At 50.8% G+C, this 26,536-nt stretch carries 25 protein-coding genes; 17 read left to right on the forward strand and 8 right to left on the reverse strand.

Going from position 1 to position 26,536, the window contains the following annotated elements; all coding sequences use genetic code 11:
• Positions 1–56: 56 nt before the first annotated feature.
• Positions 57–1,523: an MFS transporter gene (locus F7P81_RS08125; protein ID WP_151159147.1), complete on the forward strand. Its 1,467-nt coding sequence runs from the start codon at positions 57–59 to the stop codon at positions 1,521–1,523.
• A 3-nt stretch (positions 1,524–1,526) separates the two neighbouring features.
• Positions 1,527–1,940: a DoxX family protein gene (locus F7P81_RS08130; protein WP_151159148.1), complete on the forward strand. Its 414-nt coding sequence runs from the start codon at positions 1,527–1,529 to the stop codon at positions 1,938–1,940.
• Positions 1,941–2,004: 64 nt separating this feature from the next.
• Here the strand turns inward: F7P81_RS08130 and F7P81_RS08135 are convergent, their stop codons facing one another.
• On the reverse strand, positions 2,005–2,220 hold the full coding sequence (locus F7P81_RS08135) for a hypothetical protein (RefSeq protein ID WP_151159149.1): 216 nt from the start codon (positions 2,218–2,220) through the stop codon (positions 2,005–2,007).
• A 253-nt stretch (positions 2,221–2,473) separates the two neighbouring features.
• On the opposite strand from F7P81_RS08135, the gene F7P81_RS08140 reads away from it, so the two are divergent.
• Complete coding sequence (locus F7P81_RS08140; RefSeq protein ID WP_139316367.1) at positions 2,474–2,791, forward strand: WYL domain-containing protein; 318 nt, start codon at positions 2,474–2,476, stop codon at positions 2,789–2,791.
• 61 nt (positions 2,792–2,852) lie between these two features.
• Here F7P81_RS08140 and F7P81_RS08145 read toward each other — a convergent pair whose 3' ends face one another.
• The 3 genes from F7P81_RS08145 to cml all read right to left on the reverse strand — a co-directional run bounded on the left by F7P81_RS08145 (position 2,853) and on the right by cml (position 5,380).
• Entirely contained in the window at positions 2,853–3,548 is a 696-nt protein-coding gene (locus F7P81_RS08145; RefSeq protein WP_151159150.1) for a glutathione S-transferase family protein, read from the reverse strand.
• Positions 3,549–3,658: 110 nt separating this feature from the next.
• A complete protein-coding gene (locus F7P81_RS08150; protein WP_170265227.1) occupies positions 3,659–3,994 on the reverse strand; it encodes a c-type cytochrome in 336 nt (111 codons plus the stop codon).
• A 168-nt stretch (positions 3,995–4,162) separates the two neighbouring features.
• Positions 4,163–5,380: a CmlA/FloR family chloramphenicol efflux MFS transporter gene (cml, locus tag F7P81_RS08155; RefSeq protein ID WP_151159152.1), complete on the reverse strand. Its 1,218-nt coding sequence runs from the start codon at positions 5,378–5,380 to the stop codon at positions 4,163–4,165.
• A 322-nt stretch (positions 5,381–5,702) separates the two neighbouring features.
• On the opposite strand from cml, the gene F7P81_RS08160 reads away from it, so the two are divergent.
• The 6 genes from F7P81_RS08160 to F7P81_RS08185 all read left to right on the forward strand — a co-directional run bounded on the left by F7P81_RS08160 (position 5,703) and on the right by F7P81_RS08185 (position 14,647).
• Positions 5,703–5,948, forward strand: coding sequence for a hypothetical protein (locus F7P81_RS08160; RefSeq protein ID WP_151159153.1), 246 nt, complete (start codon positions 5,703–5,705; stop codon positions 5,946–5,948).
• A gap of 318 nt (positions 5,949–6,266) precedes the next feature.
• On the forward strand, positions 6,267–6,935 hold the full coding sequence (locus tag F7P81_RS08165) for a protein-L-isoaspartate O-methyltransferase family protein (RefSeq protein ID WP_022711750.1): 669 nt from the start codon (positions 6,267–6,269) through the stop codon (positions 6,933–6,935).
• A gap of 308 nt (positions 6,936–7,243) precedes the next feature.
• Complete coding sequence (locus F7P81_RS08170) at positions 7,244–8,608, forward strand: TolC family outer membrane protein (RefSeq protein WP_484573184.1); 1,365 nt, start codon at positions 7,244–7,246, stop codon at positions 8,606–8,608.
• Between the two features lie 306 nt (positions 8,609–8,914).
• Positions 8,915–9,829 carry a PopZ family protein gene (locus F7P81_RS08175; protein ID WP_170265228.1) on the forward strand — a complete coding sequence of 305 codons (915 nt, stop codon included), beginning with the start codon at positions 8,915–8,917 and terminating at the stop codon, positions 9,827–9,829.
• A gap of 276 nt (positions 9,830–10,105) precedes the next feature.
• Positions 10,106–12,838, forward strand: a complete 2,733-nt coding sequence (locus F7P81_RS08180) for a valine--tRNA ligase (RefSeq protein WP_151159155.1) — start codon at positions 10,106–10,108, stop codon at positions 12,836–12,838.
• A gap of 555 nt (positions 12,839–13,393) precedes the next feature.
• The gene (locus tag F7P81_RS08185) at positions 13,394–14,647 is read left to right on the forward strand and encodes an OmpP1/FadL family transporter (protein ID WP_151159156.1); all 1,254 of its coding nucleotides are present in this window, start codon (positions 13,394–13,396) and stop codon (positions 14,645–14,647) included.
• 82 nt (positions 14,648–14,729) lie between these two features.
• Here F7P81_RS08185 and F7P81_RS08190 read toward each other — a convergent pair whose 3' ends face one another.
• Positions 14,730–15,599 (reverse strand): NAD(P)-dependent oxidoreductase, encoded by an 870-nt coding sequence (locus tag F7P81_RS08190; RefSeq protein ID WP_151159157.1) that lies wholly within the window; start codon positions 15,597–15,599, stop codon positions 14,730–14,732.
• Positions 15,600–15,664: 65 nt separating this feature from the next.
• Complete coding sequence (locus tag F7P81_RS08195; protein WP_022711759.1) at positions 15,665–16,594, reverse strand: LysR substrate-binding domain-containing protein; 930 nt, start codon at positions 16,592–16,594, stop codon at positions 15,665–15,667.
• A gap of 177 nt (positions 16,595–16,771) precedes the next feature.
• Between F7P81_RS08195 and F7P81_RS08200 the strand changes: the two genes are divergently transcribed.
• From F7P81_RS08200 to F7P81_RS08215, 4 genes are all read left to right on the forward strand, one after another.
• The gene (locus tag F7P81_RS08200; RefSeq protein ID WP_151159158.1) at positions 16,772–19,219 is read left to right on the forward strand and encodes a GcvT family protein; all 2,448 of its coding nucleotides are present in this window, start codon (positions 16,772–16,774) and stop codon (positions 19,217–19,219) included.
• 39 nt (positions 19,220–19,258) lie between these two features.
• A complete protein-coding gene (locus F7P81_RS08205; RefSeq protein WP_151159159.1) occupies positions 19,259–20,008 on the forward strand; it encodes an electron transfer flavoprotein subunit beta/FixA family protein in 750 nt (249 codons plus the stop codon).
• A 15-nt stretch (positions 20,009–20,023) separates the two neighbouring features.
• Positions 20,024–20,956: an electron transfer flavoprotein subunit alpha/FixB family protein gene (locus tag F7P81_RS08210; protein ID WP_151159160.1), complete on the forward strand. Its 933-nt coding sequence runs from the start codon at positions 20,024–20,026 to the stop codon at positions 20,954–20,956.
• A 99-nt stretch (positions 20,957–21,055) separates the two neighbouring features.
• Positions 21,056–21,487, forward strand: coding sequence for a GFA family protein (locus tag F7P81_RS08215; protein WP_151159161.1), 432 nt, complete (start codon positions 21,056–21,058; stop codon positions 21,485–21,487).
• Positions 21,488–21,490: 3 nt separating this feature from the next.
• On the opposite strand, the gene F7P81_RS08220 is transcribed toward F7P81_RS08215, so the two are convergent.
• Complete coding sequence (locus F7P81_RS08220) at positions 21,491–21,988, reverse strand: GNAT family N-acetyltransferase (RefSeq protein WP_151159162.1); 498 nt, start codon at positions 21,986–21,988, stop codon at positions 21,491–21,493.
• Positions 21,989–22,149: 161 nt separating this feature from the next.
• Here F7P81_RS08220 and F7P81_RS08225 point away from each other — a divergent pair, with 161 nt between their 5' ends.
• The 4 genes from F7P81_RS08225 (at position 22,150) to F7P81_RS08240 (ending at position 25,677) form a co-directional block, all read left to right on the forward strand.
• On the forward strand, positions 22,150–23,730 hold the full coding sequence (locus F7P81_RS08225) for a sensor histidine kinase (protein WP_151159163.1): 1,581 nt from the start codon (positions 22,150–22,152) through the stop codon (positions 23,728–23,730).
• Positions 23,727–24,332 (forward strand): response regulator transcription factor, encoded by a 606-nt coding sequence (locus tag F7P81_RS08230; RefSeq protein WP_151159164.1) that lies wholly within the window; start codon positions 23,727–23,729, stop codon positions 24,330–24,332. The genes F7P81_RS08225 and F7P81_RS08230 overlap by 4 nt, the downstream gene beginning before the upstream one ends.
• A gap of 106 nt (positions 24,333–24,438) precedes the next feature.
• Complete coding sequence (locus F7P81_RS08235; RefSeq protein WP_151159165.1) at positions 24,439–24,924, forward strand: GlcG/HbpS family heme-binding protein; 486 nt, start codon at positions 24,439–24,441, stop codon at positions 24,922–24,924.
• A gap of 156 nt (positions 24,925–25,080) precedes the next feature.
• Positions 25,081–25,677 (forward strand): ankyrin repeat domain-containing protein, encoded by a 597-nt coding sequence (locus F7P81_RS08240; protein WP_210246210.1) that lies wholly within the window; start codon positions 25,081–25,083, stop codon positions 25,675–25,677.
• A gap of 3 nt (positions 25,678–25,680) precedes the next feature.
• Here the strand turns inward: F7P81_RS08240 and F7P81_RS08245 are convergent, their stop codons facing one another.
• Positions 25,681–26,301, reverse strand: coding sequence for a pentapeptide repeat-containing protein (locus F7P81_RS08245; RefSeq protein ID WP_151159167.1), 621 nt, complete (start codon positions 26,299–26,301; stop codon positions 25,681–25,683).
• Positions 26,302–26,536 lie beyond the last annotated feature (235 nt).

Raw genomic sequence — 26,536 nt, forward strand, 5'->3', positions numbered from 1 at the left:
TGAGGTCTGCGGCGGCAAAGGAACCTTTGCGTTCACACGCATTTTGGAGAGCCGACATGAGAAATGATACGACGGGCGCAGTATCAGCCGGTGCTGATGCCGCCACGGTAAAAAGAGATAATGCTCCGGCCGGCTGGGGTGAATTATTCAGCGGAAAAAACGGAATCTATGCGCTTGCCCTTGCCGGTGGCGTAACTTTGCATGCCGTCAATATGTATATCGCTACGACGGTTATGCCTTCCGTGATCGTTGAAATCGGCGGGCTCGATTTTTATGCATGGACAACAACATTATTCGTAATCGCCTCGATTCTGGGCGCGGCTCTGACCGCTAAATTACTGAAAAGCACAGGGCCGCGCGGTGCCTATCTGGTCGCCACATTGTTATTTGGCACCGGCACGCTGATTTGTTCACTGGCGATCAATATGCCGGTTATGTTGCTCGGACGTGCGGTACAGGGACTGGGTGGCGGCTTTCTCTATGCGCTTGCCTATGGCCTGACACGGATCGTGCTGCCGGAGCGCCTATGGGGGCGGGCGATTGGCCTGATCTCGGCTATGTTTGGTGTGGCAACTCTGATTGGCCCCGCAATCGGTGGCGTTTTCGCCGAGTATAGCGCATGGCGTGCAGCTTTCTGGTCTTTATTGCCCTTTGCTGCTTTGTTTGCCGTGCTGGCTTTCACAACTTTACCAAAGCGCAGCTGGGATAAGAATGAGCAATCCTCCATACCGGTTTTACAGCTTATTCTGCTGACCGGTGCAGTGCTGGCGGTTTCAGCCGGCAGCCTGTCAAAAGAATTGTCATGGAATATGATCGGTCTGGCCGGAGCGCTGACTATGGTTGTCGCCATCGCTCTCGTGGATATGAATGCCAGATCCCGCCTGTTGCCGCGCAATGCTTTCAATATTTCCACACCGCTGGGGGCGCTCTATCTGATGATTGCTCTGCTGATGATGAGCATGCAGCCGGAAATTTATGTGCCTTATCTGTTGCAGAAACTGCATGGTCAGACTCCGCTCTGGGCAGGCTATCTTGCAGCACTGATGGCAATCGGCTGGACAGCGGCATCATTTCTCAGTTCACGCTGGCAAAAGAGCGGTGGTTTTCTGATTTTCTCAGGTCCCGTCATGGTGCTGGCGGGGCTGATCCTGCTTGCCATTTTCATGCCGGTTCATGGTGGCGGAGACTGGAGATATTTGCTGCCTCTCTGCATCGGGCTGGTTCTGATCGGCTTTGGCATTGGTCTGGCATGGCCTGGTCTGGTCACGCGGGTTTATCAGGGTGCACCGGCAACTGAACAGGATCTTGCTTCAGGAGGCATGACCACAGTGCAATTATTCGCCATTGCATTCGGAACAGCCTGCGCCGGTATGATTGCCAATTTTGCCGGTATATCGGATGCGGGTGATATTGCCGGTGCGTCCAATGCCTCGCTATGGCTGGCGGGTATTTTCGCAGCGGCTCCGGTTCTGGCTATATTTGTGGCGATGAAAGTCGTGCGCCTCACCGGAGGTAAAGGATAAGCCATGCCGGATATCATCGAAAAAATACTGGATTCCTATTGGTTTGATATTCTGGCGAGAGTTCTGCTCACACTGGTTTTCTGGACAAGCGGTCTGGCAAAATTATTCGATTTCACTGCCAATGCAGGGATTATGGATGATTTCGGTCTGCAACCGGGCTGGGCTTATAATCTCGTGACACTGATCCTGCAAATCGGTGCTTCGCTGATGATTATCTGTAACAAAGGCGTCTGGCTGGCAACCGGCGCACTGGCGGTCTTTACGGTGCTGACGATACCAGTTGCGCACCCGTTCTGGGCGAAGGAAGGGGAAGAAGCTTTCCGCGACATGACTGTCGCTCTGGAACATGCCTCAGTTATTGGCGGCCTGGCAGTATTTGCCCTCTATTCCCGCTACAGAGCCCGCAATTGCTGGTGAGCAATATGCAATAAACAGTCACTCCTTTTAAGCGGAGTGACTGTATCTGAAATACCTGATGCAATCAGATATAGGCCGCAACCATATTGGTGAAGAACAGAATAATGCTGAAAATCACGATCAGGGAAATAACCCAGACACCGAAAGCTTTGATTTCCGCATATTGAGAGCCGGATTTTGCCTCAAGATATTTTCTTTCAGCAAAGGCTGCGATGACAACCGACAGCGGCAGCCCGATAAACAGAAGAGAAACAATGAGCGTGGTTGCCTTGAAAATCATCTCATACTCCTGATTTTCCATTTCTGTTTAATAACAACAGCTTCAATCTATAGGCCTTTGCATCAATTGCAATAATGAATCATGATATCCGCCTATGTTGCTGAATATATTTCATATATTAAACATTAAATATTAGGCATTAATTATATTGATATTCGATTTTATTTGCGACTATAGTCTATATTCGTGTGGTTTTTATTGAAATTGTCCCCGACTTCTGTCATTGCACGCCCAAACGCGGGAGGGGTACCGCATGCTGGCATTTCCAATACTCTGCGACGCAATCCGGCAGAGAAGACAAGTTCGTTTTATTTATAAATCATTTCGTTGGATCATCGAGCCATATTTGCTCGGCTATTCCGCACAGGGAAATATGGTTCTGAATGGCTGGGTTATCGCGCATCGCAGCGAGGCCGGCTGGCAGCAGTTTCATGTTCCGCTGATCTCGAATGTGGCGCTGTCCCAAAAACGCTTTCTGCGGGCAAGGGCGGATTATAATCCCTATGATGAATCCGTTGCTCAGGTAGTCTGGCGTTTTGAGAGCTTCAATACCTCGATTGATACGGATTAAGATCAATTGAAACCATCTCCATACAGCGATCCTGCGTGACCGCTGTATGGAATGATCTTCTTTATCCGGCTGCTCTGAGATCCTGCAGCCATGGCCCTGCATTGCGCGCTTCAACCTCATGCGCCTCATCGCGCCAGACCTCAGCGAGACTTGCAGCATACCAGTCCTGCATCACTGGCAGCTCACGCAAATGGGCAGCATAGGCTGCGGCTTTATCGCTGAGCCTGATACCATAGGTCTGGAAGCGGAAAGCAACCGGCGCAAAGAATGCATCAACAGCACTGAATTCAGCCCCCGCCAGAAACGACCCGCCAAACGCATCCAGCCCTTCATTCCAGAGCTGGTCAATGCGGCTGATATCTTTTTGCAGGGCAGGTGTTGTCTGCGCGCTGACATCAATCCGCAATCCGATATTATTGGTGCATATTGAGCGCAGAGAGTGAAAACCGGAATGCATTTCTGCTGTCGCACAGCGTGCCCAGGCTCTGGCTTTCTTATCCTGCGGCCAGATTTGCGGATGATTATCCGCCAGATATTCGGTGATCCCGAGCGAATCCCAGACTGAGATAAAGCTGCCGTCAGCCTGCTTTTCCGAGAGGCAGGGAACCTGCCCTGTCGGAGACGGGTTTTTATCCCAGTCTGCGCTGCCAAAAGGGATCAGAATTTCTTCAAACGGAATGTCCAGCTGCTTCATCAGAAGCCATGGCCGGAGTGACCATGAGGAATAGTTTTTATTCGCAATATAGAGCGTGTACATGAAATATCCGTCCTGATGCTGGTGCAACAGTCATTCCATGAAATGACTTTCCGGTACAGAGGAACAGCGCATATTTCCGCTATTCAGGACAAAAGAAACAGTTCCGTCAACTATGGCTTGGACGCAGCTTCCGCTTGCGCATTAATATAGGCCAGCAAATCGTCAATCTGCCCCTCCCACAGCCCCCAGAAACGCATTGTTGTGCCGGGGATCATGGTTTTAGGCGCTGTCAGGAATTCTTTGAGCGTCGCATCATTCCAAATCAAGCCGTTTTCACCGGCCTGTTTCATAGCGGCAGAATATTGAAAACCTTCAATCGTGCCTGCTTTGCGCTCCTGCAACTGCATCAGATGCGGCCCCATGCGATTTGCAGGTTGATTGAGAATATGGCAGAAGCGGCATTTCTGGTAAATTTTCTCGCCGTTCTTGATGTCGCCTTCTGCCAATGCTGCCGCCGGTGCCGACAGACAAAAAGCAAGAAGTGAAATTTTAAACAGGCGGAGCATGTCAGATACCAGTCAGTCTTTAATCCGTTTTCGCTGATCTACGCCGGATTGCAGCCTGCCGCAATATGGCACCGGTCAACAAATGGTGCCGGTGCCATATCCTAGCTTTTATGCGCTGATGGTTTTTGTCAGCACGAGAGTAAGAAATGCTGATGTGATGGTGAAAACAACCAGAGGCAGAATTGTATTGCCGCCAAGCAGCACGACCACAAGTGTTCCGGCAATGCTGACGATCAGGCTTTCAATGCAGTAATAAATGGCTGTTGCCGTGCCTGCATAGTCACCGAAGCTCTTCAGCGCTCCGTTCGCTGTTACCGAGCAGGTGAGGGCAATGCCCGCCGCGACCACCCACATGGCGACCATGAAGGCTGGCACAGACAATTGCATAACTCCGCCGAAGAGCAACAACAGCCCGCCACCGCACATAATCAGAAGCATACCGCGTCTTAATGTGCCGCGCAGTCCCCACCATTGCGTATAAAAACCGGCAAAACGGGCGAAAACCACCATAACAATGGCGATACTGGCAAAACACAGGCTGAATGTGACCGAAGACAGACCAAGCCCGTTGACCAGCAAGAGCGGCGCAGTAGAGAAGAACACAAAGAACGAGCCCATTGCGGCACTAAAGCCGGTTGTATAGGTCCAGAACGGCTTGCTTCCGAGAATGGAACGCAGCTTTCCCCGCGGTTTTGTCAGACTTGGCACGCGGGTTTCCGGCCAGCGCCATGCGGCATGCAAACCTGCAAAAGCACCAAGCGCTGCCAGCACCCAGAAAATACTGCGCCAGCCAAACTGAATATCCAGCAAAGCGCCGAGCAGCGGTGCAAGTGCAGGCACAAAAGCCAGCATGGAGCTGAACAGGCTGTAGATGACCGCACTTTCCGCACGTTGCGCATAAACATCGCGCACCGTAGCAAAAGTTGCCACCAGCATTGCCGCAGCCCCTGCGGATTGCAGCAAACGCAATGCCAGAAAGACCGGCGCAGAACCGGTGATCGCCAGTCCGGCAGAGGCACAGGTAAAGATCAGCGCACCACCCAGTAAAACCGGTTTGCGACCGATTTTATCCGAGAGCGGGCCGAAGATAAACTGACCTGTACCAAGCACGCCCAGATAGAGGCTGAGTGTCAGCTGCACCATTTCAGGGCTGGTCTGCAGCGCTTCTGACATATGCGGAATAACGGGCAGATAAATATCCATTCCCATAGATGCCAGAAGATCAAACGGCGCCATGAGAACCAGTGCCGCTGCAAGACTAAAATTCCATTGCACCGGCAGAATGCCCTCTGCGGGTTGCAAAGACTTGTTTTTATAGAAAGACATATGTCGAATCCACGCTGTGAGGCGTGCATACAAAAGCAATCATGCAGCGGTGCTTAAGCGACCGGCAGAGCGTGGCTTCTGAATGTTACGCCGTAAATTTTCTTCAGATGATGAAATTTACGGCTGAGCGGGTTGCGGATTCGACTGTACTCATGATGCGCATTGTTTAGATATTTGTCAGCATATTGTCAAAGCACTGTCTCTGTTCTGTCTGAGTTCTGCCTGAAACCAAGTATCAGTTTGCCGCTCCCGATCCCTGTATATAAATTGCACTTGCTTGATTGCCTGCCGGATATGGCAGGCGAAAATGAGAGGGTTTGCAATGGCAAAACTGGTTATTGAAAAATATACCGAAGGTCAGCTCGGGAAGAAGGCGAATGTTCCGCTTCCGCTGGTGCGGATAGCTGCACGTATTTTGCCGGATGCAGCGCTGAGTCAGCTAAAAGCAAAAGGGATTGATCTTCCGGCAGTCTGTGCTGCAAGCCGTATCGGCCAGCCTTATGAGACGGTTCTGGATATTCGTGAAAACCGCCAAAACAAAAAAGTCGTGATCTCTTTACAGCACTGACGCACTATAATTTTACAAGATAAATTTCTGTATCTTGCCGCTGATAAACACAAATGTGAGCGGTTTATCGGCCATGCGGCACTATGAGCGCGGTAGGAATGTCGGTCTTTGATTGACTGCGCGGTGTATTTTTGCCAAATCAGCGAAAATGATTTTCATGGAAGTGCAGGTTTCTGCCTGTATAATGCTTCTGTGTTTATTGCAGAATGTTGCAGCAAATTTTAAATCCCGATCAGGCATTGCTGCCGCGGTCAGGTAAGCTGCAATGTGAGATTGAGATTATTACGTGCGTCAAACGCACAGGAAAGGTTTAGGGCTATGACAGCCGATTTCCGCGAGCTTCGTGTTAATATGGTTGATACGCAGATCCGCACGACGGATGTGACGGATCTTGCTGTTCTGGATGCTTTTCTGGCAGTTCCGCGTGAAGAATTTGTACCGGCGCACCGTCGTGAGCTGGCCTATATTGATGAAGATCAGCTGCTGGCAGAAACACCGGAAGGTGCACGCTATCTGATGGAACCATCACCGGCAGCCCGTCTGGTGCAGCTCGCATCGGTAAAAAAGCAGGATGTGGTTCTCGATATCGGTTGCGGCACAGGCTATCTGGCAGCGGTTCTGTCGCAGCTTGCAAGCTCGGTGATCGCTCTTGAAAGCAATGCGGATTTCGCTGCCACGGCTTCGGAAAAATTGCAGGCATTGGGTTGCGACAATGTTGTGGTTGTCAGCGGTGAGCTGACTGCCGGCTACCCTAAAGAAGCCCCGTTTGATGTGATCATCATTGAAGGCGCGGTTGATTTTGTTCCGGAAGCTCTGCAGGCACAGCTCAGAGACGGCGGCCGTCTGGTTGCTATCGAAGGGCAGGGCAATATGGGCGTTGCGCATATTTATGTGAAAGAAGACGGTATCGTATCCCGTCGCGGCGTATTTAATGCTGCGGTGAAACTGCTGCCGGGCTTCCGTCATGCGGCCGAATTCGTATTCTGATACGCAATAAATTCTTTTCAGAAAGCCTGTCACGGATCTCCGCGGCAGGCTTTTTGTTTATTACCGATATTTAAGCTTAAAATCTCTGTGTAACCTGATATTGTCACACTCGTTGAAAACCACTATTTTTAGCCCGCCGCTTACAAAAGGGTAAAAATTGTGGCAGACCAGAAATTGTTGTTTTGGCAACAATAACAATTTGTTTATTAATGAATTAAGCTGATGGGTGGAAAATCCGATTTTTACCCGTTATTAGCAAATGCCCGAATGAGTTTGGGAAATTTGATTCGAATTGTATGGGGTAAACCGTGGTCAATTTACGCAAACAGGTTTTAGCTGTTGCACTATTAGCGAGCACGGTACTCGCACCGGCTCCTGTCATGGCGGAAACGCTGTTCGGAGCAATGCAAAAAGCATATCACAATAATGCTTCGCTCAATTCATCCCGCGCCGGTCTGCGCGCAGTTGATGAAGATGTGGCAATTGCCAAATCAGGCTACCGCCCGACATTGAGCGGCACATATAAATATGGCCGCAGCCGTAACGGCACGACTGATTTGTATTCGACAACAGGCGAGGTCGGCATTCAGCTGAACCAGACACTGTTCGATGGTTTCCAAACAAAAAACAGCGTGGCGGCGGCCGAAAGTAACGTATACGCCCAGCGCGAAAATCTTCGCAATGACGAGCAGAACCGTCTGTTCGAAGCTGTTCAGGCCTATATGGATGTTTACCAGAACCGCCAGATCGCTTCTCTGCGCCAGAAAAATCTGGCCGCATTGAATGAACAGGTTCGTGCAGCCAAAGCCCGTCTGGATGTTGGTGAAGGCACCCGTACTGACGTAGCGCAGGCCGATGCGCAGCGCTCTGCTGCTGTTGCGCAGCTCAACGCCGCTCTCGCCAATGTTAAATCGGCAGAAGCAGTCTACCGTCAGGTAACCGGCTCTGCGCCGGATAAATTGCAGGCCGCCAAGCCTGCCGGTAAATCGCTGCCAAAGAGCATTGCTCAGGCCTATGCGATTGCTGAAGCCGGTCACCCTGGTGTTAAGGCAATGCAATTTGCCATGGATGCTGCCGGTCATAATGTGAAAGCTAAAGAAGGTGCCTTGCTGCCGACTGTCGGCGTAACAGCTTCCGCTTCGCATTCATCGGTTTATTCCGGTCTGCCAATGGCTGGTAACGGCAATTCCGCTTCGATCGGCGTTGGCGTTACTGTTCCGATTTATTCAGGCGGCAAAACATCTGCAACTGTTCGTAAGTCGAAAGAACAGCTTGGTCAGGCGCGTATTCAGATTGATGTTGTGCAGGATCAGGTGCGTGCCGCCGTGGCCTCATCATGGTCGCAGCTTGAAGCCGCAAAAGCATCCCTGTCTGCCTATCGCGATGGTATCTCCGCAGCACGTCTCGCATTGGACGGCGTGATTGAGGAGCGCAATGTTGGTCAGCGTACAACACTTGATGTTTTGAACGCCCAGAATGATCTGGTCGATGTTCAGATCCAGCAGGTTCAGGCTGAACGCGATGTTGTTGTGGCAAGCTATGCCGTGCTTTCATCGGTTGGCCGCCTTACAGCACGCCAGATCGGTCTGCAGGTTGCAGAATATAAGCCTGAACAGCATTATGACGCTGTGAAAGATAAGTGGATCGGTCTGCGTACTCCGGACGGCCGCTAATCAGGATTTGATTCAAGCTTTTAAAAAGCGGCGCATAATGCGCCGCTTTTTTGTTTTCAGCTGACATTTCCGCGAGCGTTACGCGGCCACAATTCCGGCAATAGTTAAAAATCACTTAAGAAATCTGTGTTTTACGCCGCAGCGGGGTCTGCAGGGATTCTCAAATCAGCATTGGTTCTGTACTTTAGAGCTAAGATTCGTTGAATTTTCAGACTGAAGAATTTTACGCATTATTCTGCCGGAGAAAACTTAAGGCTAAACAAGCCGTTTCCGCAGATAAGCGACAGCCAAAGGATGCTGCACGATATGGCTCAGACTTCCAGCGCAACACGTGAACCGTCCATGGAAGAAATTCTGGCTTCCATTCGCAGAATTATTGAAGACAGCGATGTCACAAAACAGGCAACAGCTGATCTGACATCAGCTCCGGCTGCAAAAGCACAGCCTGAAAACCGCGCTGAAACAGTTAAAACCTCAGAACCGCCTGCAGAAGAAAAACGCGGGGAGGTTGCCCAGTTTCCCCGTGCTGTTTCTTCGGAAACAGTACAAGCAAACAACCACGCTGTTTCTTCGGAAACAGCACAAACAAGTAACCACGCTGTTTCTTTAGAAACAGCGCCAACTAATAATGCTGTTGTTTCGTCAGAAACCACAACTGCTGAAACTCAGCCTGCGCCTTCATTCACGCTGGATGCGATCTTGCGTGGCAGCATTCAGGAACAGGCATCACCAGCACAAAAGCCGGAACTGACACGGGCTGAAATGCATGAGCGCAATGTTGCTCATGTGCGTATTGCGACGGTCAATCCGCCGGTGCCGCCGGTTGTTGTCGCTGCGGCCGAACAACCTAAGAGTGATGCCATAAAAATGTCAGAGGCGCTTCTTATGCAGGTTGCAGAAAAGCGGGTTGTGTCGATGACCCAGCCAACCGCAAAAGAAGAGGTTGCCCCTGTGTCTGAAAAAACCTTTGAAACCGCTCCGCAAACTGTATCCGCTCCTGCACAGGACAAGTCTCTGATTTCAGAGGCAGCGGAAAAGCAGGTTGCAGCATCTTTCGGCAGTCTCAGTCAGGCACTTATTGAAGAGCAGAAGCGTCTGCTTAATGAGAAAATGGAAGCTATGCTGCGCCCGATGTTGCAGGAATGGCTTGATACCAATCTGCCGCCGCTTGTCGAACGACTGGTGCGTGAGGAAATCGAGCGCGTCGTCCGCCGCGGCTGACGGAAAGAATGCTCAATTGCGGATTTACAGCCCCTTTACCACTGTAAACGGGGCTGTTTTTATGTTTAAAGCCATCCTATATAGAATACGGAAATACCGTGATTTGCAGTGTGAGGCACGCAGTTTTCCTTGATTCTTTGTTTCAAACTTGCTTTGAAACATATCACTGAGACTTGTTTGTACCGGATAGGTGGTCGGAACTGCTGCTGCTAAGGCAGGATTGAACGATCACTGCTTTCGTTGCGCCTGCCTTCATATAAAGAGACAGAGTTTTTTATGTTAGAGAAAACCTACGATTCCGCGGCTACCGAGCCAAAAATTGCTGATATTTGGGAAAAAGCGCAGGCTTTTAAAGCTGGTGCAGGTTCCAAGCCGGGTGCGGATCCGTTTGCTGTGGTGATCCCGCCGCCGAATGTCACCGGTTCTCTGCATATGGGCCATGCCCTTAATAATACCATTCAGGATATTATGGTGCGCTTTGAGCGCATGCGCGGCAAAAACGTGCTGTGGCAGCCGGGCATGGATCATGCCGGCATTGCAACGCAGATGGTTGTTGAGCGCCAGCTGATGGAACGGCAGGAGCCGAACCGTCATGAGATGGGGCGCGAGAAATTTGTTGAGCGCATCTGGCAGTGGAAAGAGGAATCCGGCGGCCTGATTTTCAACCAGCTGCGTCGCCTTGGTGCGTCCTGTGACTGGTCGCGTGAACGCTTCACGATGGATGAAGGTCTGTCCAAAGCCGTTCTGGAAGTCTTCGTCACGCTCTACAAAGAAGGCCTGATTTATAAAGACAAGCGTCTGGTCAACTGGGATCCGAAATTGCAGACAGCAATCTCGGATATTGAAGTTGAACAGCGTGAAATCAAAGGTCATTTGTGGCACTTCCGCTATCCGCTGGAAGGCGTGGCTTTTGATGCGGAAAATCCGGACACTTATATTGTTGTTGCAACAACCCGTCCTGAAACAATGCTGGGCGATAGCGGTATTGCGGTTAATCCGGAAGATCCGCGCTATCAGTCCCGTATCGGCAAAAATGCCGTATTGCCACTGGTTGGCCGTGCGCTGCCGATCGTTGGTGACGATTATGCTGATCCGGAATCCGGTTCCGGCGCGGTTAAAATTACGCCTGCGCATGATTTTAATGATGCGGAAGTCGGAAAACGTAATAACTTACGTAAAATCAACATCATGTCACCTGTTGCTACCATTTTGCTTCAGGACAATGAGGACTTTGCGGAAGGCCTGACACCATCTGCTGAGCTGGCTGCGCTGATTGAACGCTTCCACGATCAGGATCGCTTCAAGGCGCGTAAAGCCATTGTTGAGATGATGGATGAGGGCGGTTATCTCGAGAAAATCGAAGATCACACCCACATGGTGCCGCATGGCGACCGCGGCGGTGTGCCGATTGAACCATTGCTGACTGACCAGTGGTATGTAAATGCTGCGGAAATGGCCAAGCCAGCCATTGCGTCTGTTCGTGAAGGCCGCACAGCGATTGTACCGAAAACATGGGAAAAGACCTATTATGACTGGATGGAAAACATTCAGCCATGGTGTATTTCCCGCCAGTTGTGGTGGGGTCATCAGATCCCTGCATGGTATGGTCCGGACGGTACAATTTTCGTAGAAAAGAGCGAAGCAGAAGCTCTGACTGCGGCTCAGAAACATTATGGTGAACCGACATCGCTGACCCGCGATTGCGACGTGCTGGATACATGGTTCTCTTCAGCGCTGTGGCCGTTCTCGACCCTTGGCTGGCCGGATAAGACACCGGAACTCGACACCTATTATCAGACAGATGTGCTGGTAACCGGTTTTGACATCATCTTCTTCTGGGTTGCCCGTATGATGATGATGGGTCTGCACTTCATGAAAGAAGAGCCGTTCCACACCGTTTATGTTCACGCTCTGGTGCGTGACAAGAACGGCGCGAAAATGTCGAAGTCCAAAGGCAATGTTATCAATCCGCTTGATCTGATTGATGAATATGGTGCCGATGCGCTGCGTTTCTCGCTGGCAATCATGGCCGCGCAGGGACGCGACGTGAAGCTCGATCCGGCACGTATTGCCGGTTACCGCAACTTCGGCACCAAGCTGTGGAATGCAACACGCTTTGCGCAGATGAACGGTGTGAGCCGCCAGCCGAAATTCAAACCGGAAGATGCGAAACTGGCGGTTAACCGCTGGATTCTGACCGAGCTGACACGCGCGACCAGAGCCATCACTGAGGGCATCACAACTTACCGCTACAATGATGCGGCAAGTTCTGCCTATCGTTTTGTCTGGAACCAGTTCTGTGACTGGTATCTGGAACTTCTCAAGCCGATTTTCATGGGCGATGATGAAGATGCAAAGCGTGAAGCGCAGGCTTGTGCAGCATATTGTCTGGATGAAATCTACAAGCTGCTGCATCCGTTCATGCCGTTTATGACGGAAGAACTGTGGAGCCTGACAGCCGGTGAGGGCCAGAGCCGCGATACGCTGCTTGCCCATGCACCATGGCCTGATTTGTCCTTCGAAGATGCATCTGCCGCGGATGATATCAATTGGCTGATCGAGCTGGTCAGCGGCATTCGTTCCGTTCGCTCGGAAATGAATGTTCCGCCGTCAGCACAGGCACCGCTTGCGGTTCTTGAAGCCAATGCGCTGACCAAAGAACGTCTGGCGCATCATGATGCGGCGATCAAACGTCTGTCCCGTGTTGCTGATATCAGCCTGTCTGATGCAGCGCCAAAGGGCTCTGCACAGCTGGTTGTCGGCGAGGCGACCTATTGCATGCCGCTTGGCAGCCTGATTGATCTTGGTGCGGAAATGCTGCGTCTTGAAAAAGAAAGCGGCAAGCTCACAGCCGAAATGGAGAAAATTGACAAGAAGCTCTCAAATGAGAAATTCGTTGCCAATGCCAAGCCGGAAGTTGTGGAAGCAGACCGTGCCCGTTTCGCTGAATTGCAGGAAGCACAGGGCAAAATTGCAATTGCCATGCAGCGCCTGAAAGATGCCGAATAAACCGGACTTTTAGAGACGTCTAAAGAACAAAAGCGCCCTCAAATCACACTGATTTGAGGGCGCTTTCTTTTGATGCCTCATTCAAACAGTAACCGGCAAATCAGACTGCGGGTTAATCAGATTGATTCTGTGGTTTATTCATAAATTTTACAACCATTTGATTTATTTATGTTTATTGAGTTTTGAAGTGAAATTCTGTAATGCGAATGCAGCATTTTTACAAACAATGATGCTGAAACTGATCTGCTGCATCACGTTTGAAATGCGCAGAACCGGTGGCGCGGTATAGGTTTCAAGAGGTGAAAAACGATTGTCTTTTTTGCGTGACATATTTGGCACAGCGCACGTTTTGAAGGCAAAATCAGGTCAAAACTGACGTTTTGGATGTGAATTTATACGGCAACTCACAAAAAAACTGAGTAAGACGATCAAAAATCGGATTTTCGGTCGACTCTGTGACGAACCGGTGGTTCGTTTTCAACTTTCTTGTACTTGCAGAACCCATTCGGCATGTTACGCTCACGTCAAAATTAAGTATAAAAATTGAGGGACAATATGCTTAAAACTGCCTTGAAATTATCTGCTGTGTCGCTGGCATTGTCGGGGGGAATTTTGACCGCGCATGCCGGTGGTCTGGAGCGCAGTTCTCAGGATTTCGATATTTTATTTGAAGAAGGCAATGTGGTGGAAACCGGTGCGACTTTTGTTGCGCCGCAGCGTAAGCTGAAGAATATCCAGTCTGGTTTAGGGCCTGTTAATCCAGTACCCGGACCAGATTTTGGCAAACGTTTTGATACTGAAGTTGATGAAGGAAAATCCTATTGGGTGCCTAAAGTCTCAGCAAAAGTTCAACTGACAGATGATTTGGCTTGCGCCGCGCAATATCGCCAGCCATGGGGAATTGAGACAGATTCTGGTCTGAATAATGCACGCATGTTCTCAGCCATTGAACAGAAAATTTCTTCAAATGATTACGGCTTGAACTGTTCTTATCGTTTTGAGGCTGGTGATAAAGGCTTTTTCCGCCTTCTCGGCGGTGTAAGCTATCAGGAACTAAAAGGTAAACAAACAAAGATTTCTGCTCTTAGCCCTCCGCCTGCATTATCTTTTGGTGACAGCCGTCTTGACGTAGATGATAAAGCTATTGGCTGGCGTATCGGTGCTGCTTATGAAATTCCGGAAATTGCTCTGCGTGCTAGCCTCGTCTATCAGTCGAAGGTTAGCTATGATCTGGATGGTACAGTTACAGTGACCCCAATGGGTTCACCGATCAGTTTTACCACACCAGTGAGCGGCAGTGTTGCAACTCCACAATCTGTTGAATTCAAATTTCAGACCGGCATTGCGCCGGATTGGCTGGCGCTTGCTTCCATAAAATGGACAGACTGGAAAAGCATTACCAATGTTAGCTTTGTAAACACCGGTGATAAGCCATTTTTAGGTGTGCGTCCGATTGGTGCCGAAGTAACGTCTCTTGATCTTTACTACAAAGACGGCTGGACCGTTATGGGTGGTATCGGTCACAAATTTAACGACAAATGGTCGGGTGCGGCAACTGTTACCTGGGATCGTGGTACAACAACAGGTCTGACCTCACAGACCGATGTCTGGCTGCTGGGTCTCGGTGCAAATTACAAGGCTACACAACATCTGGAATTCCGTCTTGCAGGTGCTATTGGCATTCTGACCTCCGGTACTCTGGATAATACACTTACAGCAAAGAACGGCGGCAGCCTAACTGGTTCCAAGGCTGATTTTGGCACCGATGTTGTCGGCGGTATGACACTTTCTGCCAAATACCGTTTCTGATCGCATGATCGGATAAAGAAAAGGCGCTGCGATTGTGGTGATCGCAGCGCCTTTTTATGTACTTAAACAGCACTTTAGCGGTTTATTTTTCGAGACGTGCGAGCAGGGACGATGTATCCCAGCGACCGCCGCCAAGTTTCTGCACATCCTTGTAATATTGATCCACGAGGGCAGTCAGAGCGAGCGTGGCACCATTGCGATCCGCTTCTTCAAGACAGATTTTCAGGTCTTTGCGCATCCAATCTGCGGCAAAACCGAACTCATATTCGCCTTTAATCATTGTCGGTGTGCGGTTTTCCATCTGCCATGAACCGGCAGCACCTTTGGACAGCACATCAATCACGGTCTGAATATCCAATCCGGCACATTTACCGAAATGAATGGCCTCAGCCAGTCCCTGAACAATACCGGCAATGCAAATCTGGTTCATCATTTTGGCCAACTGACCATTGCCAACAGCGCCCATCAAACCAACCGAACGGGCATAGGCAGAAATAACCGGCTTGGCTTTTTCAAAAACAGCTTCATCAGCGCCGCACATCACAGTGAGAACGCCATTCACAGCACCGGCCTGTCCGCCGGATACCGGCGCATCGATGAAATGGAAACCACGCTGGCGGGCTTCCTTGTCGAGTTCACGGGCAACCTCAGCGGAGGCTGTGGTATTGTCGATGAAGATAGTGTCTTTGTCCATGCTCTGAAATGCACCGTCTTCGCCAAGGGTGACTGCGCGCAAATCATCGTCATTACCGACACAGCAGAACACAAAATCCTGACCACGGGCAGCTTCGGCCGGTGTTGTAGCAAAACTGCCTTTAAACTCCTGCGCCCAGGCCTGTGCCTTAGCCGTGGTGCGGTTATAGACGGTTACTTCATGTTCGCCGCGTGTTTTGAGATGGCCAGCCATAGGATAGCCCATAACACCGAGGCCGATAAACGCAACTTTAGCCATAGTAACTCCCATTTAATCAATGCTCTAAAGATGTTGGATAAAGTAATTTCTAAAGAAGAAACCCGCTACGGATTGTTAAGCGGCAACTCCCGATGCATTTGCTCCAAAATCCAGTCACGGAATTTCTCTGTGCCGGACTTGATCTGGCGCGATGCCGGAGCCACCAGAAAAATGCTCTTTCCGGCCTTGTAGGAATTCTCCAGCGGTATAACCAGTTTGCCGCTTTCCAGATAGCTGCCGATCAGATGCCGCCAGCCGAGCGAAATACCCTGACCGTGAATTGCCGCCTGCATTGAAGCGAGATTATCGCTGAACACCACATCATGAGGCAGTTTGGCACTGGAAACACCCTGATATTCAAGCCATTCACGCCAGCCGATACGGGAGCGGTGCTTTTCTTCAAAATGCAGCAGGCGATGATTGAGTAAATCGGCCGGCGCATGAATAGGACCATGAGCAGCCAGATATTCCGGACTGCACACACAGACCGTTTCTTCCAGACACAGCTGCCATGAGCGCAAGCCTTGCCATTCGCCATTGCCAAGACGGGCGGAGAGGTCGATATCCTCTTCACCCAGATCAATATAATCTTTCGGGCTTTCCTCAATATGCAGCGCGATTTCCGGATAGCGGTTTTTGAAATCTGCAAGGCGCGGCAAGAGCCATAGCGAGATAAACACCGCCGAGAATGAGGCGCGCACAATGTCTTTTTGATATTTCCGCTGGAGCGATGAAATCACCATATGCAGATGATCAAAAGAGGCCTGCACTTCCTGATAGAGCCGCTGTCCTTCCGGCGTCAGCTCCAGCCGCGCACTTTCACGGCGAAACAGTTTCAATCCAGTCGATTCTTCAAGTAACCGTATGGTTTTACTCACTGCGGGCTGGCTGACATTCAGCTCTTTGGCAGCGGCAGTGAAGCTTAAACGTCGTGCTGCCGCCTCAAAGGCAAACAGGTAATTGGCGGAAGGAATGAGATTACGGAGTCTGTGCATAATCTGAAGTTATACCTCGGACTATTTTTTTACAAGATCACAAAGCATCTGCCGCATCCTATTGTGAGATCAAAATCAGCCGTAATTTTGCGCGCTGAGAAAACATGAAAACAGTCTGAGATCATTGCACTAAGGAGAGGTGCACCGGTCTTTCATAAAAATAAATCGGGTGGAATTATGCAAACTTATGCACGGGTTGTGGTTGTCGGCGGCGGTTGTGTCGGGGTTTCCGTTCTCTATGCACTGGCCAAACGCGGCTGGACAGATTGTGCGCTGCTGGAACGCACATCGCTGACAGCAGGCTCAACATGGCATGCGGCAGGGCTTATTCCCTCTTATGCGCGCAGCAATAATGTCGGCCGTATGATTGCAAAAACCATTGAGATTTATGAAGGACTGGAAGCCGAAACCGGTCAGAATGTCGGCTGGCATAAATGCGGCCAGCTGCGTATCGCCAATACGCGCGACCGTATGGATGAATATAAGAGCTATATGGATGTGGCCGAGGCGCAGGGCACCAATGCCCGTCTGGTTTCGCCAAAAGAGGCTATGGAACTCTGGCCGCTGCTGGAAAACAACAAGCATATGATCGGCGCGCTCTATCATCCGGATGACGGACATATCGCACCGGCTGACGTGACCATGGCTATGGCCAAAGGCGCCCGTGATATGGGGCAGAAAATCTATCAGAATACGCAGGTCAACAGTTTTGAGCGCCTGCCAAACGGCGAGTGGAAAGTCTCAACCAATAACGGCGATATTATCTGCGAACATATTGTTTCCGCGACCGGCAATTATGCCCGCCAGACCGGCGCATTGCTCGGTATTGATATTCCGGCAATCCCGATCCTGCACCAATACTGGATCACCGATGCGGTACCGGAAATTATTGAGCGTAAAAAACAGGGTCTGCCGGAAATGCCGATCCTGCGCGATGAAGGCTTTGCCGGATACTTGCGCGAGGAGGGTGACGGATTGATGTTCGGCCCTTATGAGCGCACAGAGCATCTGAAACTCTTTGCCGTGGACGGTGTGCCGGAATGGTTCGGCGCTGATCTGGTGGAAGAGGATTTCGACGCGGTTGAATGGAACTGGGAAGTAGCCACAGATTATGTGCCGGCTCTTGCCCGCACCGGCATTAAAGCCAATGTGCGCGGGCCATTCCAGATGACTGCTGATGAATTGCCGCTGGCGGGCCCTGCATGGGATCTGCCGAATGTATGGCTTGCGGAAGGTGTGCCGGGCGGCATTCTCTGGGGCGGCACACTGGGCTTCCATCTGGCAGAATGGATTATCGACGGTGCGCCGTCCAAAGATATGTCGGAGCTCGACCCGCGTCGTTTCTCCAATTATGCCAATAAAACCTGGACGCGCCACAAGGTGCAGGAAACATGGGGTACGCACGCGGATATTAAATTTCCGGGTCAGACCATGCCTGCATCCCGTCCGCAGAAAACCGCGCCTTCCTATGACCGCCTCACCGAAATGGGCGCTGTATGGGATGTGTTGAACGGCTGGGAAATGCCGCAATGGTTTGCGCCAAGCAAAGAGGAAGCTATTCCTGACCTGAGCTTCCGCCACACCCAGCGCGCAGCCAAATATATCCGTGAAGAAGTGACTGCGGTGCGCGAAGGCGTTGGCCTGATCGAAATGACACCGATGACCAAATTTGAGGTTTCGGGGCCGGGGGCTGAAAGCTGGCTGGACGGCATTCTTGCCAATAAACTGCCAAAACTCGGACGTATCGGTCTTTGTCATCACCTGAATAAAAACGGAGGCGTAGTCAGTGAATATACGGTTATCCGCTTCAAACCGGATGCATTTTATCTGATCTCCACACCGCGTGGCGAACGGCTGAATTTTGATGAGTTGTCAAAGATCCTGCCGGATGACCGCAGCGTTACGCTAACCAATGTCACCATGGAACGAGGTGCTTTCACACTCGTCGGGCCAAAGGCGCGTGATGTTTTGCAGAAAATCACCGAGGTTGATCTGAGCAATGCGGCTTTCCCGTGGATGAGCATGCAGACCGGCACAATCGGTCTGGCCAGTGATGTGCGGATGCTGCGCGTGACCTATGAAGGCGAACTTGGCTGGGAACTCTATCATCCGATCGGTTATCAGCGTCATCTGCTGGATGAAATTCTCAAAGCCGGTGAGGAATTTGGCATCCGCATGGTCGGTCTGGCCGCACTGGAATGCTGCCGTCTCGATAAATCATATCGCGCTATGTATCGCGATATGAATGCCGAGCTGACGGCTCTGGAAAGCAGTCTCGACCGTTTCATCAAATTCGATAAAGGCGACTTTATCGGCCGCGATGCTCTCATCCGCCAGCGCGAAGAGGGGCTGAAGCGTCGTATTTGCACCATCACCATCGCCACAGATGGTGCCAGTGTGCAGATGAATGAGGGCGTTTATCACAATGGCAAACTGGTTGGCCGTATTACCTCCGGCGGTTATTCCTGCCATTTCAGCCATGATATCGCCCTTGCCCTGCTGCCGCCGGAATTAGGCAATCAGAACGGGCTGGAACTGGAAGTTCAGGTGCTGGGTGAATGGCGCAAGGCAAAAGTGGTTGAAGAGTCGCTCTACGATCCGACCAATTCGCGCTGCAAAATGTAATTTTAACAGTCTGATACATTGAATTGACAGGATAAAATCATGAAAGTTCTGGTCGCAGTTAAACGGGTTGTTGATTACAACGTTAAAATCCGCGTTAAGGCCGATGGCAGTGGTGTTGACCTTGCCAATGTTAAAATGGCGATGAACCCGTTTGATGAAATTGCCGTGGAGGAGGCGCTGCGCCTCAAAGAAGCAGGCAAGGTTTCGGAAGTGATTGTGGCTTCTATTGGCCCTACCCAGGCGCAGGAAACCCTGCGCACAGCACTGGCAATGGGCGCTGATCGCGGCATTCTGGTGAAAGTGGATGATGCTGTTGAGCCGCTTGCTGTTGCTAAAATCCTGAAAAAACTGGTTGAGGAAGAGCAGCCGCAGCTGGTGATCGTCGGCAAACAGGCGATTGATGATGATGCCAACCAGACCGGCCAGATGCTCTCGGCACTGCTGGGCTGGTCGCAGGCGACCTTTGCATCCGAACTGGAGCTCGGTGACGGCAAAGCCGGTGTGACCCGTGAGGTTGACGGTGGTTTGCAGGCGATTGAAGTGAAACTGCCGGCGGTGGTGACTGTTGATCTGCGTCTCAACCAGCCTCGCTATGCTTCTCTGCCGAATATCATGAAAGCCAAGAAAAAGCCGCTTGATGAAAAAAGCGCGGCAGAACTTGGCGTAGATACTGGATTGCGTCTCAAGGTTCTGAAAACCGAAGAGCCGGAAAGCCGTCAGGCAGGTATTAAAGTGGCCAATGTGCAGGAACTGGTTGCGAAACTGAAAAATGAAGCCGGACTGATTTGATAGGGAAATAAGATCATGGCAATTTTACTTTTAGCGGAACATGACAACCAGACCCTGTCAGACCAGACAGCAAAGGCGCTGACCGCAGCACTGGCTATCGGTGGTGATGTGGATGTGCTGGTTGCAGGGCAGAATGCCAAATCTGCAGCTGATGCTGCTGTCACGCTCAAAGGTGTGCGCAAAGTGTTGCTGGCAGAAAATGCAGCACTGCAAAACCAGCTGGCAGAACCACTGGCCGATCTCATTCAGACATTGAGCGCGGATTATGATGTGATTATTGCTGCGGCCACCACAACAGGCAAAAATGTACTCCCGCGTGTGGCCGCATTGCTTGATGTGATGCAGGTGTCGGACATTATCGAGGTAATCTCGGCGGATACATTCAAGCGCCCGATTTATGCCGGCAATGCCTTGCAAACCGTTCAGGCACTGGATGCGAAAAAGGTGATTACTGTGCGTACTGCCGGTTTTGTCGCGGCAGAAAAGGGCGGGACGGCTGCGGTTGAAAATATCGCTTATGCCAATGACCCGCAATTGTCGAAATTTGTTGAAGCAAAACTTTCCGGCGGAGACCGTCCGAAACTAACTTCGGCAAAGATCATTGTTTCCGGTGGCCGTGCGCTTGGCTCCGCAGAGAAGTTTCAGGAAGTTATGCTGCCGGTAGCGGATAAGCTCGGCGCTGCCGTTGGTGCAAGCCGCGCAGCAGTGGATGCCGGTTATGCGCCGAATGACTGGCAGGTCGGACAAACCGGTAAGGTGGTCGCGCCTGATCTTTACATCGCTGCCGGTATTTCCGGTGCTATCCAGCATCTGGCAGGGATGAAGGATTCCAAAGTGATCGTGGCAATCAACAAAGACGAAGAAGCACCGATCTTTCAGGTTGCCGATTACGGACTGGTCGGTGACTTGTTTGAAATCATTCCTGAACTGGAAAAAGCACTCGGCTAATTTTTCCATCAGAATTTATTGAAATGAAAAGGCATTCACCTGTTCAGGTGAATGCCTTTTTGCTTTAACCTGACATGAGATTTATGGGAGAACTGAGCGATGAGCGAGACAAATGAAACAGTCAACGGTGCCTGTCATTGCGGGACAGTGCGGTTTCGGGTGAAACTGTCCGACGGACTGAACACCGCGCGCCGTTGTACCTGTTCTTATTGCCGGATGCGCGGGGCTGTAGCTGTCTCAGCGCAACTTGGCGGGTTGGAGATTATCAACGGCGAAGATGCGCTGACGCTCTATCAATTCAATACCAAGGTGGCGAAACATTATTTCTGCTCAGTTTGCGGGATTTATACTCATCATCAGCGCCGCTCCAATCCGCAGCAATATGGCATTAATGCCGCTTGCCTTGAGGGTGTCAGTCCGTTTGATTTTGATGAAGTGCTGGTCACTGATGGCATTAATCATCCGTCTGATGACAAATCTGCAAACAGGTCGCCCTATGTCGGCGTGCTGAAATATATCCGTTGCGAATGATGCTTACTGATCGTTGATAATCGCCCAGCGTTCATGGTCACGCCAGTCGCCATTGATAAACAAATAGCGCGGTGAAAAGCCTTCTTTGTGAAAACCGGCGCGCTGAACAAGGGCGAGGGAGCGCAGATTGTCCGGCTGGATATTGGCTTCAATCCGGTGCAGGCCGATTTCCCTGAAGCCATAAGCCACCGCCTGCTTCAGGCCTTCGGTCATCAGCCCGCGACCGGCCAGATGCACCATGCTGTAATAGCTCAAATAGGCGCTGCAAAACGCCTTCATAAAAATTTGGCTGAAGGTGAAAACACCGGCAATCTTGCCGCTCTCCGTATCGCGCACAACAAGTGCCTGTGATGCGCTGCTTTGCAGATTGCCGAACCAGTCTTCAAAACCAGCGAGATCAGTAAAATTGCGCATCCATGGATAATGATGATTGCGGCTCGCAAGATTGCCCGCGATCAGTTCGGTTGCATCTGTTCTTCTGACGGGTTGCAAATTAATCATTTCATCCTCCGGCCGGATGCGTTTTATGCCGTTTAGTACGACGCGCTGACAAGCTCAAACCTGTGTGATGAAGAAGTTTTTCGGCCTGTGCATTGCGTGTTGCACTATATTATGTCAGCGATATTCAAGCGTAATTACAATATTGTGTATGGGTGAAGCGTTTGACGGGCAATAAACAGATTTGGAAATCCTATCTGACAATATCGGTTATCTGGCTGATATTGCTATTGCTATTTGTTGCTTTCACCGCCCGTCAGAGCATTAATCAGGCGCGTGACGAGGTGAAGCAAACCGGCACAGCGCTGCATCGTGTTCTGTCGCAGCGCGCTGCACAGCATGATGCTCACCTCACCAGTTTGAACGCACTGATCCTCTCTGCCAATCCGGCACCGGTGGATGCTTTGCGGCAGGTGTCGCGCAACATTATCCGCTTTTACCCGCGCATCAGCGTAATTGATGTCATGCTGCTGAACCGTACCGGTTCCACTGTTAATGCTGAGCCTGTGCTGATGGTTGATGAAAGTGAGCATGATAATATCGCCGTTGATTTTGCCGCGCAGGTCGCAGAACAAAAACCGGGCGAGGTGCGCACTTATCTGTCAGACAAGCTGGCAGACCGTTATTATCTGGGCAAAAAATCCGACAATGCCAATCCCGGTTATGCGATTTTCATGGCGATCAATCCGGCTCTGATGATTGAACCGGATGAGCGGCCGGATTGGGCAGACCTGACCCTGTCCATCAATGATAAGATTATTCTTGAACAACAATCCGGTCTGCAAACAGTGGCATCGCGCTTTCTGGAACAACCGGTCTTTTCGCAGAAAATCGATAGTCAGAACCAGCCGCTTTTGCTGCGTCTTAGTCGCCCGATGGCGCTGTCAGATGTGATTGATCCGCTGCACACAATATTATTCGCGGTTTTGTCATTAATTGCTTTGACCGGTGCTTATGCGCTCTGGCGTTTTCAAAAAGCGACCAGAGAGGCCGAGCAGAAAGCACAGTTGTCGGAACATGAAACGCGGCTTGCTCATGCGGCGCGGGTGAATTCTATGGGCGAGCTGGCCTCCGGCATCGCCCATGAACTGACACAACCGCTGACAGCCTTGCTGAGCCAAAGTCAGGCCGCATTGCGCCTTGAAGCTTCCGGTGAACGGCCTGAATTATTGAAACAGGCTTTGGCCGCCAATGTGCGGGAAGCATCGCGTGCCGGTGAGATTTTACAGCGTATGCGCAATTATATGAGCAATCATGAACCACAGCGCAGGCGCTTAGAAATCAACCAGATTATCCGCGATGTAGCGGAATTGCTACGTACGGATCTGGCGCAACGCAATATCAGCCTGCATCAACAAACCGAGAAAATATCGCCGCTGATTACTGCTGATCCGGTAGAGATGGAGCAGGTGCTTTATAACCTGATCCGCAATGCTGCCGACAGCCTGAGCCAGAGCGAGATCAGCGATAAACGCATTACTGTGACAGCTGAAGCCAGAGGCGGACAGCTCATCCTGAGCATTGCCGATAATGGCGGCGGCATTGCCGATGATATTCTGCCGCGTTTATTCGAGCCGTTTTTCACCACCCGTGAAGCGGGTATGGGGCTGGGGCTTTCGCTCTGCTCAACCCTGATTGAGCGGATTGACGGGGAAATATCGGCAGAAAATGCACCATCCGGCGGTGCAATCTTTACAATTACCATTCCGATGGCTGAGCCTGAGCTTTCAAAGGCAGCAGAATGAAAAATCTCAAAATTTATTTGATTGATGATGATGAAGCCGTGCGCGAGGCATTGTCGCTGCTGTTGCAGACCTATGGCATGCATGTGGAGACATTTCGTGATCCGGCGACATTTCTGGCGCATGTTGATCCGCAAAAGCCCGGTTGTCTGATACTCGATTTGCGTATGCCGATGATAAGCGGCTTGCAACTGCAGCAAAAACTGCTGGAACGCGGGATCGACTGGCCGGCGATTATGATTACCGGTCACGGGGATATCAATGCCTGTCGTCGTGCTTTCAAGGCAGGCATTCTCGACTTTCTGTCCAAGCCCGTTGATGAGCAGGTTTTGCTGGAGGCACTGGAGACAGCTTCTCAGGAGCTGGATAAAATTCTGGAACGGGCGGAAGCGCAAAAACTGATTGCCAGACTGACTGACCGCGAGCATGAGATTTTTGATCTGATCTGCAAAGGTTTCGGCAGCAAAGAGATTGCTGCTGCACTGAATATTTCCGTGCGCACCATTGATGCACATCGCGCCAATATTGCCGAAAAATTGGAAACCAGTTCGGTGGTGGATTTTGTGCGGTTGCAACTATCCGGCAGCAGTGCAGGGCATCCGTAATTCTACCTAGAGCTTTCAGCGGTATCGCGGATTCACGCAAAATGATTGTTTCACTAGATTGAGTGTCAGAAAGCCGGTTGCTTTCATCAACACTCAGGAGACGATCATGAAACGCATTTTGTTTGCCGGTGCTGCGGCACTTGTACTGACCTCAGCTGCTTCCGCGCAGGTTTTGCAGGAAAAGAACATGCCACTCAATCTTGCGGTAAACATTGCCAATGAAACAATCGCTGCCTGTTCTGCCAAAGGCTATAATGTAGCCGTAGCTGTTGTTGACCGTGCAGGCGTGCTGCGCACTCTGATGCGCGCCGATAATGCCGGTGCTCATACACCAGCGGCAGCGACCGCCAAGGCTTTCACCTCGGCCTCTTCCCGCACTCCAACCGGTGTCATGGCTGAAAATATCCAGAAAAATCCGGCAGCGGCAGAACTGGCTAACATTCCGGGCTTCCTCGTGCTTGCTGGTGGTGTGCCGGTTAAAGTTGGCGATGCAACCATCGGCGCAATCGGCGTCGGCGGCGCACCAGGTGGTCATCTGGACGAAGCCTGTGCAGTTGCTGCACTCGACAAGGTCAAAGACCAGCTTAAATAATTGCCCCAACCGCCGCACTGTTGTCTCAGTGTGGCGGTTCACGCATGATGTATTTTCAATGAGGAGAGAGACATGACAAATTTATTGTCCCTGCGGAATATTTTCAGAAGCACTCTGCTTATTGCCGGTTTTATTTTGACAATCACGGGAGTTGCCATGTCCGCCTCAACCAGCAAAGAACGCAAATTACTGGATGCCGCTGCCACCGGTGATGTCGCAACTATTCAGAGCCTGCTGAAAGATGGTGTGAAAGCCGATACACGCAACGACCACCGCCAGACTGCTCTGCTGGTTGCAACCCATAATAATCAAATCGAAGCGGCTAAAGTTCTGATTGATGCCGGTGCAGATGTGAATGCCAAGGATATGATACAAGACAGCCCGTATCTCTATGCCGGAGCACGCGGCCATCTGGAAATTCTGAAAATGACGCTCTCGCATGGTGCTGATCTGAAAAGCACCAACCGCTTTGGCGGTACGGCACTTATTCCGGCATCCGAGCGCGGTCATGTGGAAACGGTGCGCACGCTGATTGAGGCTGGTGTTGATGTTGATCATGTCAATCGTCTCGGCTGGACTGCACTGATTGAAGCCGTGATCCTGAGCGATGGCGGGCCTGCCCATGTAGAAATTGTAAAGCTTTTGAAAGCCGCGGGTGCCGATCTCTCTATTCCGGATAATGAAGGCGTAACAGCACTTCAGCACGCTAAAAAACGCGGCTTTGCTGAAATCGTTGCTGTGCTTGAGAAATAGTCTTTACAGAACCAGCAGACCGATGCCGCTGAGGATATCCGTTGCCTGACTTTTTGAAATGATGGCACCTTTGAGCACTGCGGCATCGTGAAATGTCAGGTTACCCAGATCGCAGCCACGCAGATCAGCGCCTTTGAATTTGCTCAGCCGTAAAGTGGCGCCGCGCATCCGGCAATCGTGAAAGACCGTATCGCGGAAATCACATTCTCTGAGATCAGCTTCGCTGAAATCCATATTTGTCAGAGTTTTATTACGAAACGACGCGCGCTGCAGAAAAGCTGCAATCAGCAAACATTCTTCAAAATCAGTGCCGATCAGGCTGCAATCAGTGAAATCCGCACCGGTAAGTTTGGAGCGTGAATATTTCACGCCATTGAGATTGGACCGGCTCCACAATGTATTGGAGAGATCGCAATCGTAAAATTGCGCGCTATTGCCATCAATATTGGACAGGTTCGCACCGCTGAGACGGCATTTATTGAACTGCGTTTCAGTGATGATTGCGGCTTTGAAATTACAATTTGTAAATATGCATTCTGTGAAAACACAGTCCGATAAATCCTGACCGGATAAATCAGCCCCGTCACATATTAGGCCGCTGAAATTGCGGGTGCCGTCACTCATTTGCTTTAATAATGCGACTGGCACAGGGCTGTTCTCAGCGTTTGCGGTTCAGGACAACATAGGCAACGCAACCGGCCAGACCGAAAGCGATAATACCCTGAATGAGAAATACCCACTGTATCATACTCATAACATCACCTTTTCATTGCAGGAAAAATATGATCTGCGCAGTGCTTTATCACTCCCCCGTGGTGATGTCAGCATTTTTAAACAGGAATATTATAAGCCAAAATTG

Source organism: Pseudochrobactrum saccharolyticum (assembly GCF_008801715.1).
GTDB classification, from domain to species: domain Bacteria; phylum Pseudomonadota; class Alphaproteobacteria; order Rhizobiales; family Rhizobiaceae; genus Pseudochrobactrum; species Pseudochrobactrum saccharolyticum.